Raw genomic sequence first — 12764 nt, forward strand, 5'->3', positions numbered from 1 at the left:
CATAATTCGTATATCTCTCGCCTTTTCCCTTGCCATGGTACCTGCGCTTGCGCGCTCCGAACCGGCGACGCCGGCCACCGTCCCCACCGCTGACCAGCAGCTTGTCATCGTCTCTTTCGACGGTGCCCATGACAATGCGCTTTGGGAAAAGAGCCTGGCGATGGCGAAGCGCACCGGCGCGCACTTCACCTATTTCCTCTCCTGCACCTTCCTGATGACCAGGGCCGACGGCAGGGAGATCTATAGGCCGCCGGGCCAAAAGCCCGGCCGCTCGAATGTCGGCTTCGCCCAGAGCCGCGAGGAGATCGCGGTTCGCGCCGGTCATATCTGGCAGGCCCATCTCGATGGCCACGACATCGCCAGCCACGCCTGCGGTCATTTCGACGGCAAGGGCTGGAGCAAGGCCGATTGGCAGAGCGAATTCACAACGTTCAACACCGCGCTCCGCGACGCCTGGAAGAAGGCGGATCGACCGGAGGCAGAGCCCGGGGGCTGGGCCGAGTTCGCCAAAGCCGGCGTCAAGGGTTTCCGTGCTCCCTATCTTTCACTGAGCGACGGCTTGCTGCCGGCCCTGACGGAATCGGGCTTCACCTATGACGCCAGCCTGGTGACCAAGGGACCGGGCTGGCCGACGACCAAGGACGGGTTGCCGCGCTTCGGCTTGCCGATGATTCCCGAGGGACCGTCGCAGCGCCCCGTCATCGGCATGGACTACAATCTCTTCGTCCGCCACTCCATGGGTGTCGAGAACAAGAAAGACAGCGCGCGCTTCGAGGAGCGCACTTACGAGGCCTACAGGAAAGCCTTCGACCGCGAATATGGCGGCGACCGGATTCCCCTGCAGCTCGGCTTCCACTTCGTCGAGATGAACGGCGGCGCCTATTGGCGCGCCCTCGATCGTTTGCTGACGGAAGTCTGCGGAAAACCGGACGTTGCCTGTGTCAGTTATGCCCAGGCGTTGCCTGTCATCGAGCAGGCAAAAAAGAAGGCGGATCGCTCCGCCTTCTGACCGTCGTCGATGGTTTGCGCACCCGCCTCAGGCGGGCTGCGCATCTTCCGCAGCGCCGTGCTCCAGATAGCGCTGGTCGATATCCGGCAGCGGTTCGTCGGAGATGGCCGCCTCGAAAGCCTTCAGGCGCTTGTGGATCGACAGCAGCTCGATGATCGTCGACCAGTAATTCACCAGATACTGGAACGAGTTGCTGACCTCGCCGAAGGCCGTGGCTATCTGCTGCCAGATACCCATCGTGATCTTCCCGGCGACGAATGTCGGGATCAGGATGAAGTTCAGGAAAATCGCATCGAGCTGGCCATAGGAAAAGCGCGCGATGTTGAAATAGAGATAGTGCCAGTACATGCGGAAGTAGTTTCGGCGAACATTGCCGAAAAGCTCCCGCACCGTAACCGGCTGCGCGCGATCCTCATGGTCCTCGCCATAGACCAGTTCCTTGCGATAGGCCGCCTCGACGCGCTGGTTTTTGAAGTTCAGCCCAGGCAGCTTGATACCGGCAAGCGCCAGAAGCACCGTGCCGAACAGCGACCACGCGATCGCCAGCCAGAACAGCGCGTGCGGGACCGCACCGATGATCGGAAGGTCGGAGACGTGCTGCGACATGTTGAACAGCAAAGGCAGGAACACCACCAGCGTCATCACCGAGTTGATCAGGGTAACGCCGAGCCCTTCGAGGATATTGGCAAAGCGCATGGTGTCTTCCTGCACACGCTGCGACGCTCCCTCGATGTGGCGCAACTTGTCCCACTTCGACATGTAGAAGTCGTTCATGGCGGTGCGCCAGCGGAACACATAATGATTGGTGAAGAACGCGGTGACGACGTTCAACGTGACGCCGACGAAGCCGATTTCGAGGAAGCGCAGTTGCAGCGTGTAGAACTGGCTGGTGGTAATGCCGGGCTTTCCGGCAAGCGCATCCTGCAGGAGATCGAAGAACGGACCGCGCCAGTTGTTGAGCGCCACGGACGCCTGCACAGCGAAATAGGCGATAAAGATGATGAAGGCCGAGCCCCAGATCGACCAGTTGGCCCAGGGGTGATCCCTGGCGATGATCTTCCAGACACCGCCGTATATCGCCACGAAGATGGTGAAGTAGAGGTAGAACCAGAGATTGTCCGGCGTGAAGAAATAGGCAAGGCCTATCGGTGGCTTTTCGCCCGGAGCCAGTGGCGGCAGGCCGATGGCCGCGCCCATTTGCGGGCCGACCGTGTACCAGACGAGAATGCAGATAAGCGACCAGAGGGCGCCGGAGGTGAAGAACAGTTTCGGCTTCGGGAAGAAGGAATGGAACAAAGGGTCTACTCACGTTTCGGTAAGGCGATATGTCACCGCTCGAAGCGCCGAAACTAGGGCAAAGCGCCGTCGTCAACAATCGGATAATATAAACGTTACTGTTATTTCATCCGGGCAAACCGCCACGAACACGGCCTTTTTTTGCCGCAGCGCATGGCGCGCGTCAGGCCCTTAGGGCTGCGGAAATCCGCTTCAATTCGGCCAGGATGACGCCGCCGCAGAGGAAGAGCACGATCGCCGCGATCAAGGTCGGCGCGGCGAAGCTGCCGGTGCGTTCAGCCAGCCAACCGGCGACCAGCGGGCCGATGATCTGGCCGATGCCGAAAGCGGCGGTCATCAGGGCGAGCGCCTTGCGCGGGCTTTCCGGCGCGAGCCGTCGGCCGATCTGGAGGCCATAGGCCGTTATCATCATGAAGGTAGCCCCAAGCATCAGCCCGCCGGCAAGCGGCGCATAGGGCAAGGGCAGTCCGACCGTCAGCACCAGGCCGACCGCCTCGACCAAAAGGCCGACCGCGTAGACACCGGCAAGACCGAGGCGCGGGACGGCAAAGCGCCAGAGATGGACGGAGAGCGCCGCGGCAAGGCCGGTCAGCAGCCAGGCGAGAAACTCGATGCTGTGGCCGCCGCTCGGGTCACGCGCCATGGTGACAAGGAAGGTGGCGGTGATGACATAGCCGAAGCCGAACAGCGCATAGGTAAATGTCACCACCGTGAACGGTCGCGTCCAGGCAAGCGGCTTCTCGCGCACCGTGCCGCCACCGGACGAAGGAACGCCGGGCAGGAGCACTGCGACCAAAATGGTCCCGACCAGCCCAACGAGGGCACCGGTAAACCAATCGCTCATCGAAGTCGTCAAGCTGGCATGCCCCGCAAGCGGGTTTGCCCAGACGCAGAGCGAGGAAAATGCGATGCCGAGGCCGACGCCGCCAAAGTGGACGGCCGGCACATGCTCCGACCGCGCAAGCAGGCCATGGCCAAGCACGATGCCGGAGATGAAGATCATGGCAAAGGCGCTGGCAAGGCCGGCCAGGAAGCGGATGAGCGCCAGCACGGCGACGGAGGACGAGAGCCCCATGGCCGCCAGCAGCGCCGTCGTGGCGACGAGCGACGCCAGCCCGATCCGGCGCTCGTGCCCATGCGCCCAACCATAGGCGGCGAGAATGGCACCGGCGAGATAGCCGACGAAGTTGGCCGAGGCGATGAGGCCGGCATCGCCCGGGGAGAGGCCGAGATCGGCCATCATCGCCGGCAGGATCGGCGTATAGGAAAAACGGCCGAAGCCCATGGCGACGGCCATGGCGTTAGCGCCTGCAGTGGCCGTGGCGGAGATGTTGGTCTGGAGCGGTCTGTCGAGCGTGGTCATGCCCTTTTATTGCACCGCAACAAGGACCCCACAAATGACAATAATTGAAGGACCTATTGAAGAAATCGAACGATCGAATGACTTCAATGGGTTACGGGGCTGCGGCCCCGAAACCCGCGCGCGACGCCGGACGGAAAACCGCTGCCCACTTTTCCTGGCGTTACCCCTTGTAAGGCGCGACGCCGGACGGAAAACCGCTTCGCACTTTTCCTGGCGTTGCCCCTGTAGACGCGACGCCGGACGGAAAACCGCTTCGCACTTTTCCTGGCGTTGCTTTAGCCAGGCAACGTCACCACCAGCGGCCCGCCGCGGGTGACCACGACGGTGTGCTCGTATTGCACCGTCGGCGCCCGTGGATCGCTGTAGAGCGTCCAGTCGTCATTGCCGCCCTCGGCCCATTGCGCGCCCATGGAGAGGAAAGGCTCAACGGTGAAGACCATGCCGTCGGTCATCCGGCGGCGCTCGCGCGGGTCCGGCCAGGTGGCGATCTCGGTCGGCTCTTCATGCAGCGAGCGGCCGATGCCGTGGCTGGCGAGATTGGTGACGAGCGAATAGCGGTTCTTGCGGGCGAAGTCGCCGATCGCGTTGCCGATGGCCGCCAGCGGCTGGTCGGGGCGCACCTGCTTGAGGCCCACCCACATCGCCCGCTTGCCATCGCGGCAGAGCCGGTCGATCGCGACGCTGACCGGCGGCACCGGGAAGGAGGCGCCCGTGTCGGCGAAGATGCCATCCTTTTCGGCCGAGACGTCGATGTTGACGAGGTCGCCCGCCTGGATCACCCGGCTGCCGGGAATGCCGTGGGCGATTTCCTCGTTGACGCTGATGCAGGTGGCACCGGGGAAATTGTAGCAGAGCTCGGGCGCCGAGCGTGCGCCGGCCTCTTCCAGCACCTTGCGGCCGATCGCATCCAGTTCCGCCGTGGTGATGCCGGGCTCGAGCGCCTCGCCCATGGCCTGCAATGTATTGGCGCAGATGCGGCCGATTTCCTTCAGCCGCAGCAGATCTTCTTCGTTGTTCAGGGTCATCCGTGTCTCGCTTTCGCGCTCACATGTAGCGTGTCGCCATACGTTATGCCAGCGCCGAGCGGGACGGCCGGCAATCGAGCCCTGAAACCCCGCGTTGCAGGTCAGACGGCGGCCGGTGCAGCCGCCGTCTCTTCCGCCACCGCCTTGCGCACCAGCGGTGCCACCTTGGTGCCGTAAAGTTCGATGCCGCGCATGATCTGGTCGTGCGGCATCGGCCCGATCGCCATCTGCAGCAGGAAGCGATCGTTGCGGAAGACCTTCCAGTTTTCGATGATCTTCTGCGCCACCGTTTCCGGATCGCCGAGGAAGAGGTTGCCGCTAGGCCCACGCGCCTGATCGAAATGCGCCCGGTTTGTCGGTCCCCAGCCGCGCTCGCGACCGATGCGGTTCATCACCTCCGCCTGCGGCCCATAGAATTGGTCGGCGGCCAGATCGGTCGTGTCGGCGATGAAGCCGTGCACGTTGATGCTGGTTTTCAGCTTGGCCGGATCCTGGCCGGCGCGGCGCGCGGCCTCGCGGTAGAGATCGAAGAGCGGCGCGAAACGGCGCGGCTCGCCGCCGATGATCGCAAGCGCCACCGGCAGGCCGAGCGCGCCGGCGCGCGCCACCGATTGCGGCGTGCCGCCAACGGCGATCCAGAGCGGCAACGGATCCTGCAGCGGCCGCGGGTAGACGCCGCGATCGTGGATCGCCGGCCGCATCTCGCCCGACCACGTGACCTTCTCGCTGTCACGCAACGCCATTAAGAGATCGAGCTTCTCGGCAAATAGCTGCTCGTAGTCGTCGAGCGACTGGCCAAAGAGCGGGAAGGATTCGATGAAGGACCCGCGCCCCGCCATGATCTCGGCGCGGCCATTGGAGATCAGGTCCAGGGTCGAGAACTGCTGGAACACGCGCACGGGATCGTCCGAACTCAGCACCGTGACGGCGCTGGTCAACCGGATATTCTTCGTCTTGGCAGCGGCAGCAGCCAGAATGACGGATGGTACGGAGGCCGCATAATCGGGGCGATGATGCTCGCCGAGCCCGAAAACGTCGAGGCCTACCTGATCGGCGAGCTCGATTTCTTCGAGAAGGTTCTTGAGGCGGCGCTGCCCCTCTTTGCCCTTGTCTTCAGCATTCGGATCGACATCCGCGAAAGTGTAAAGCCCGAGTTCCATGATGCCCGTCCTGTTTCTGTTGTGACAACAGATAGTTGCCGCGCGCAGGAGCAGCAAATGCTCATCCGGGAAACGCTGTGTTTCCCGGATGAGCATGAAGGGAGCCTGTGTCGGATGATTGGCGGGAACCGGATATTACGGCTGAAAACCGCGTCTCGCCCGCGCTGTTAGTTCAGCGTGCGCTTCACGGCGTTACGCCATCCCCGAAGCTTGGCCTTGCGCGTCTTCTCGTCCATGGCCGGCTCAAAGCGGCGGTCACGCGCCCAGGACTGGGCGAACGCTTCCTGTTTCGGCCAGACGCCGGCGCGGCCGCCGGCGAGCCAGGCGACGCCGAGCGCCGTCGTTTCGAGGATGATGGGCCGATCGACCGGTGCGTCGAGAAGATCAGACAACCGCTGCATCGTCCAGTCGGAGGCAACCATGCCGCCATCGACGCGCAGCACCGTTTCGTTACCGTTGTTGCGCCAGTCCTTGTGCATCGCCTCCAGCAGGTCGCGCGTCTGGTAGCAGACGGCTTCGAGCGCGGCGCGGGCAAACTCGGCCGGGCCGGTGTTTCGGGTCATGCCGAAGATTGCGCCGCGCGCATCCGGATCCCAGTGCGGCGCGCCGAGACCGGTGAAGGCCGGGACCAGATAGACCTCCTGCGTCGGATCGGCGCTTTCAGCGAGCGTACCGGTATCGGGGGCTGCCTTGATGACCTTGAGCCCATCGCGCAGCCATTGCACGGCTGCACCGGCGACGAAGATCGAACCTTCCAGCGCATAGGTCGTTTCGCCGTCGAGCCGGTAGGCAATGGTGGTCAGCAGCCGGTTCTTGGAGCGCACCATGTCCTTACCGGTGTTGAGCAGCGCGAAGCACCCGGTGCCATAGGTGGATTTCAGCATGCCCGGCTTGAAGCAGGCCTGGCCGATCGTCGCCGCCTGCTGGTCGCCGGCAACGCCGAGGATCGGGATTGCCGCGCCGAAGATCGCCGGATCGGTCATGCCGAAATCGGCGGCGCAGTCCTTGACCTCCGGCAGCATCGCGCGTGGCACCTTGAGGATCTTCAGCAGCTCGTCGTCCCAGGCATTCTCGGCGATATTATAGAGAAGCGTGCGCGACGCATTGGTGGCGTCGGTCGAGAAGGACTTGCCGCCGGTCAGCCGCCAGATGAGGAAAGTGTCGATCGTGCCGAAGCAGAGTTCGCCTCTGGCCGCACGCGCCTGCGCGCCCTCGACATTGGTCAGTAGCCAGTTGAGCTTGGTCCCGGAAAAATAGGGATCGAGCAACAGGCCGGTCTTCCTGGTAAAGGTCTTTTCAAGCCCCTGCTTCTTCAGCCTGTCGCAATAGGCGGCGGTGCGGCGGTCCTGCCAGACGATCGCGTTGTGGATCGGGTTGCCGGTTTCCCGATCCCAGACGACGACGGTCTCGCGCTGGTTGGTGATGCCGATGCCCGAGAGGTCGCCGGCAGTGATGCCAGCCTTGGCGATCGCTTCCTGGACCGTCGAAAGGACCGTCTGCCAGATTTCCTCGGGATCGTGCTCGACCCAGCCGGATTTCGGGAAATGCTGCTTGAATTCCTTCTGGCCAGCGCCGGCGACCTGCTGCCGACCGTCGAAGACGATCGCACGGCTCGAGGTCGTACCCTGATCGATCGCGAGAATATATCCGCCCATATGCCCCTCCCCGGCCGCATCATAGTTAGAGCGGGATGCGGGCGGAAAACCGCACACACTTTTCCTCATCCCGCTCAATTGCTCTCCGCCCTTCCTCAAGGGCGGGACGTCATTTCGAAAACTTCAATACGATGGCAAAACGAATGTCAAACGAAAACAAAACGCAACCGGTCAGCTTCGTTGGTCCCCTCGACAACTCTGCAATCGCACGCTCAAAAACACAATTGTCAGCGCCGCGGTTTTACGCGTAGGCTGGCGCTGTTGCGCCGCAGCAAGGGCAGTCCGCGGCGCCGCAAAGGGAGAGAGCAGCAATGACGAAAACAGCGGTCATCACCGGTTCTACGAGCGGCATCGGGCTTGCGATCGCCAAGGCCTTCGCCAAGGGCGGCGCCAACATCGTGTTGAACGGCTTCGGCAGCCCCGATGAAATCAGACAAGCGACGGACGACGTCGGCGCACTGACGAGCGGGACGGTCGTCTATCATGGCGCCGACATGACGAAGCCGACCGAGATCGCCGATCTGATCGCCACGGCGACGACACGCTTCGGCGGCGTCGATATCCTCGTCAACAATGCCGGCATTCAATATGTCGAGAAGGTCGAGGATTTCCCGATCGAGCAATGGGACCGCATCATTGCGATCAACCTCTCCTCTTCCTTCCATACGATCCGCGCCGCCATTCCGGGCATGAAGGCGAAGGGCTGGGGCCGCATCGTCAACATCGCCTCCGCCCACGGCCTCGTCGCCTCGCCGTTCAAGGCGGCCTATGTCGCTGCCAAGCACGGCGTCCTCGGCCTGACGAAGACCGTGGCTCTCGAAGTTGCCGAAAACGGCATCACCGTAAATTCGATCTGCCCCGGCTACGTGCTGACGCCGCTCGTCGAAAAGCAGATTCCGGACCAGGCGCGCACCCGCGGCATCACCGAGCAGCAGGTAATCAACGACGTGATGCTGAAGGGCCAGCCGACCAAGAAGTTCATCACCGTCGAACAGGTCGCTTCCCTCGCCGTCTATCTCGCCAGCGACGACGCGGCCCAGATCACCGGCACCCATGTTTCCATGGACGGCGGCTGGACGGCGCAATAGGCACGCCCCTGGGGCAGGCAAAAGTTTCTTCGGCCCTTTGCTTTTCTGCATAACCACCTAAAATCAAAGTGATTTCAGGTAATGCAGCCGCAGGGAATGAATCGCATGCCCCAGTCGAACGGAACGATCAGCTTCATCCTCAACGACCGCGAGATCTCGCTTTCGGACATCGCGCCGACCACGACCCTGCTCGACTATCTGCGGCTCGAGCGCCGGCTGACCGGCACCAAGGAAGGCTGCGCCGAGGGCGACTGCGGCGCCTGCACCGTGCTGGTCGGGCGGCTCGCAGGCGACGCACTCGTGTACGAAAGCGTCAACGCCTGCATCCGCTTCCTCGGCTCGCTGCAGGCAACACATGTGGTCACCGTCGAGCATCTGGCCGGCAAGGACGGCACGTTGCATCCGGTGCAGCAGGCAATGGTCGATTTCCACGGCTCGCAATGCGGCTTCTGCACGCCCGGCTTCGTCATGTCGCTCTATGGCCTCTGGCTTACGAACGACGACCCGAGCCGGGCTGCCATCGAGAAGGCGCTGCAAGGCAATCTCTGTCGCTGCACCGGCTACGAGCCGATCGTGCGCGCCGCGGAAGCGGCCGCGAGAGAGCGGCCCTCCGCCATTTTCGATCCGATCACCAGGGAGCGTGAAGCGATCACCGCAAGGCTCAAGGCGCTGATACCGGCCGAAACGATCACCATTCGCCAGGGCGAAAACTGTCTGATCGTGCCGGCGGACGGCGACGGCCTGGCCGTGGCACTCTCGGAACATCCGGAGGCGACGGTCGTTGCCGGATCCACCGATGTCGGTCTCTGGGTGACCAAGCAGATGCGGCCGATCAACCCGGTCATCTTCATCAACGGCATCGCCGAGTTGCAGCGCATCGAAGAGACCGAGGCAGGCCTGACAATCGGCGCCGGCGTCACCTATACCGCCGCATTTTCGGCCCTCGCCAAGATCCATCCCGGCTTCGGCCCGTTGATCGACCGGATCGGCGGCGAGCAGGTGCGCAACATGGGCACGATCGGCGGCAACATCGCCAACGGCTCGCCGATCGGCGACAGCCCGCCGCCCTTGATCGTGCTCGAGGCCACCGTGACGCTCAGCTCGACCAAGGGCCGACGCACGCTGCCGCTCGAAGCCTTCTTCATCGCCTATGGCAAGCAGGATCGCCAACCGGGCGAGTTCGTCGAGAGCATTTTCGTGCCGCGCCTGCCGGCCGGGAATCTCTTTGCCGCCTACAAGGTCTCCAAGCGCCGCGACGAGGACATCTCCGCCCTGCTCGGCGCCTTCCGCCTGTCGGTGGAAAATGGCGTTGTCCGCTCCGCCCGTATCGCCTTCGGCGGCATGGCCGCCACGCCGAAGCGCGCGGCGAATGTCGAGGCGGCACTCATCGGCAAGCCCTGGAACGAGGAGACCGTTCGCGCGGCGCAGCCAGCCTTCGAGACCGATTATCAGCCGCTCACCGACTGGCGTGCCACCGGCGAATATCGCATGCTGGCGGCGAAGAACCTGTTGATGCGCTTCTTCCTGGAAAGCGGCGGCGAGACGGCTCAACTGCGTCGCTTCGAGGAGGCGGTATGAGCATCGATCGCCAGTTCAACGGGTGGGATTTGCCCCTCCCCCTAGCCCTCTCCCCGCAAGCGGGGAGAGGAAACGTGGACGTCGCAGGCTTCGCCAACCAGGCGGTGGTGTCAGGCCAAGCAGCGGCCAGGAGCGTTCAACCTGCCATGGGCGGTTACCACGAGTCTTCTCCCCGCACGGCGGGGAGAAGGTGGCCGGCAGGCCGGATGACGGGCATTTTCTTCGGAAGGAACCAGTAAGATGGACAAATCGACTTTCGAGGAACGCAAGGCGATCCGCGGCGAGATGCATGCGCCGCTGCGTCATGACAGCGCCCACAAGCATGTGGCCGGCACCGCCGATTATATCGACGATATGCCCGAACCGGCAGGCACCCTGCATGGCGCGCTCGGCATGACCGACCGGGCGCATGCGGAAATCATCGCCATGGACCTCGCGGCGGTCGCCGCCGTGCCCGGCGTCGTCTTGGTGCTGACCGCCAAGGACATGCCGCATTCCAACGACATCAGCCCCAGCCACCTGCACGACGAGCCGGTGCTCGCCGATGGGCTGGTGCAGTTCCATGGTCAGCCGGCCTTTGCCGTGATTGCGGAGACCCGCGACATTGCCCGCCGGGCCGCGCGGCTGGCGAAGATCACCTACCGCGACCTGCCGCATTTCACCGACATTCTCGATGCTGTCGCCCACGGCGGCGAACTCGTCACCCAACCCTTGACCCTGCAGCGCGGCGACGCCGAGGCGGAGCTGGAAAAGGCGCCGCGCCGGCTCAAGGGCAGCATGCGGATCGGCGGCCAGGAGCATTTCTACCTTGAAGGCCATATCGCGCTCGCCATTCCCGGCGAGGACGACGAGGTCACCGTCTGGTCCTCGACCCAGCATCCGAGCGAAATCCAGCATATGGTATCGCACGTGCTCGGCGTTCCCTCGAACGCGGTGACGGTGAACGTGCGCCGCATGGGCGGCGGCTTCGGCGGCAAGGAAACGCAAGGCAACCAGTTCGCAGCGCTTGCGGCCGTTGCGGCGAAGAAGCTCAACCGCGCGGTCAAGTTCCGCCCGGATCGCGACGAGGACATGACGGCAACCGGCAAGCGCCACGACTTCCTGGTCGATTATGACGTCGGCTACGACGACGAGGGCCGCATCCATGCCGTCCACGCCAATTATGCGGCGCGCTGCGGCTATTCGTCCGACCTCTCCGGACCGGTAACCGACCGGGCCCTGTTCCACGCGGACAGCTCCTATTTCTACCCGCATGTAAAGCTCACGTCGCAACCGCTGAAGACCAACACGGTATCGAACACCGCCTATCGCGGCTTCGGCGGCCCGCAGGGCATGCTCGGCGGCGAGCGCATCATCGAAGAGATCGCCTATCAGCTTGGCAAGGACCCGCTCGAGATCCGCAAGCTGAACTTTTATGGCGAGAAGGGCTCCGGCCGCGACATCACTCCCTACCACCAGCAGGTCGAAGACAACATCATCGCGCAGATCGTCGCCGAACTCGAAGAGAGTGCGGATTATCAGGCGCGCCGCCGGGCGGTCATCGACTTCAACCGGACGAGCCGCGTCATCCGCAAGGGCATTGCGTTGACGCCGGTGAAGTTCGGCATCTCCTTCACCATGACCGCCTTCAACCAGGCGGGAGCCCTGGTGCATATCTATCAGGACGGCTCGATCCACCTGAACCATGGCGGCACCGAGATGGGCCAGGGCCTCTACATCAAGGTGGCGCAGGTGATCGCCGACAGTTTCCAGGTCGATCTCGACCGCGTCCGCATCACCGCGACGACGACGGGCAAGGTGCCGAACACGTCGGCGACCGCCGCCTCCTCCGGCTCCGACCTCAACGGCATGGCCGCCTTCGACGCCGCCCGCCAGATCAAGGAACGGCTGGTGAGCTTCGCCTGCGAGCGCTGGCAGACAACGCCGGACAATGTCAGCTTCGTTGCCAACCATGTGAAGATCGGCGAAGAACTGGTGCCCTTCCCCGAATTCATCAAGCAGGCCTATATGGGCCGCATCCAGCTTTCGGCCGCCGGCTACTACAAGACGCCGAAGATCCATTGGGATCGCGCCACCGGTCGCGGCACGCCCTTCTACTATTTCGCCTATGGCGCCGCGGTTTCGGAAGTCTCGATCGATACGCTGACCGGCGAGTACATGGTCGATCGTGTCGACGTGCTGCACGATGTCGGCCGCTCGCTCAACCCGGCGATCGATATCGGCCAGATCGAGGGCGGTTTCGTGCAGGGCATGGGCTGGCTGACGACGGAAGAACTCTGGTGGGACGACAAGGGCCGGCTGCGCACCCACGCCCCCTCCACCTACAAGATCCCGCTCGCTTCCGACCGGCCGAAGATCTTCAACGTCAGGCTTGCCGAATGGTCGAGCAACGTCGAGAAAACCATTGGTCGCTCCAAGGCGGTAGGAGAGCCGCCCTTCATGCTACCGATCTCGGTACTGGAAGCCCTGTCGATGGCGGTCGCCAGTGTCGCGGATTACCGCGAATGCCCGCGGCTCGACGCGCCGGCAACACCGGAGCGCGTGCTGATGGCCGTCGAACGCCTTCGGCGCGCCTGACCGGCCATCGATC

At 63.6% G+C, this 12764-nt stretch carries 9 protein-coding genes; 4 read left to right on the forward strand and 5 right to left on the reverse strand.

The features are described from left to right. The first annotated feature begins 1 nt into the window (after position 1). On the forward strand, positions 2–1009 hold the full coding sequence (locus AC1Z3V_RS31385) for a polysaccharide deacetylase family protein (protein WP_483504188.1): 1008 nt from the start codon (positions 2–4) through the stop codon (positions 1007–1009). 27 nt (positions 1010–1036) lie between these two features. On the opposite strand, the gene sbmA is transcribed toward AC1Z3V_RS31385, so the two are convergent. The 5 genes from sbmA to glpK form a co-directional block, all read right to left on the reverse strand. Beyond that, the gene (sbmA, locus tag AC1Z3V_RS31390) at positions 1037–2305 is read right to left on the reverse strand and encodes a peptide antibiotic transporter SbmA (RefSeq protein ID WP_483503938.1); all 1269 of its coding nucleotides are present in this window, start codon (positions 2303–2305) and stop codon (positions 1037–1039) included. A gap of 163 nt (positions 2306–2468) precedes the next feature. After that, positions 2469–3668: an MFS transporter gene (locus AC1Z3V_RS31395; RefSeq protein WP_483503939.1), complete on the reverse strand. Its 1200-nt coding sequence runs from the start codon at positions 3666–3668 to the stop codon at positions 2469–2471. Between the two features lie 275 nt (positions 3669–3943). Beyond that, positions 3944–4693 (reverse strand): type I methionyl aminopeptidase, encoded by a 750-nt coding sequence (gene map / locus AC1Z3V_RS31400; protein ID WP_483503940.1) that lies wholly within the window; start codon positions 4691–4693, stop codon positions 3944–3946. A gap of 101 nt (positions 4694–4794) precedes the next feature. Then, positions 4795–5853 carry an LLM class flavin-dependent oxidoreductase gene (locus AC1Z3V_RS31405; RefSeq protein ID WP_483503941.1) on the reverse strand — a complete coding sequence of 353 codons (1059 nt, stop codon included), beginning with the start codon at positions 5851–5853 and terminating at the stop codon, positions 4795–4797. Positions 5854–6020: 167 nt separating this feature from the next. Continuing rightward, positions 6021–7508: a glycerol kinase GlpK gene (gene glpK / locus AC1Z3V_RS31410; protein WP_483503942.1), complete on the reverse strand. Its 1488-nt coding sequence runs from the start codon at positions 7506–7508 to the stop codon at positions 6021–6023. Positions 7509–7819: 311 nt separating this feature from the next. Here glpK and AC1Z3V_RS31415 point away from each other — a divergent pair, with 311 nt between their 5' ends. From AC1Z3V_RS31415 to xdhB, 3 genes are all read left to right on the forward strand, one after another. Continuing rightward, positions 7820–8596, forward strand: coding sequence for a 3-hydroxybutyrate dehydrogenase (locus AC1Z3V_RS31415; RefSeq protein WP_483503943.1), 777 nt, complete (start codon positions 7820–7822; stop codon positions 8594–8596). A gap of 105 nt (positions 8597–8701) precedes the next feature. Continuing rightward, complete coding sequence (gene xdhA, locus AC1Z3V_RS31420; RefSeq protein WP_483503944.1) at positions 8702–10174, forward strand: xanthine dehydrogenase small subunit; 1473 nt, start codon at positions 8702–8704, stop codon at positions 10172–10174. 240 nt (positions 10175–10414) lie between these two features. Next, positions 10415–12751, forward strand: coding sequence for a xanthine dehydrogenase molybdopterin binding subunit (gene xdhB / locus AC1Z3V_RS31425; protein WP_483503945.1), 2337 nt, complete (start codon positions 10415–10417; stop codon positions 12749–12751). The last annotated feature ends 13 nt before the right edge of the window (positions 12752–12764 follow it).

It is taken from the genome of Ensifer sp. 38_S197 (assembly GCF_056924495.1).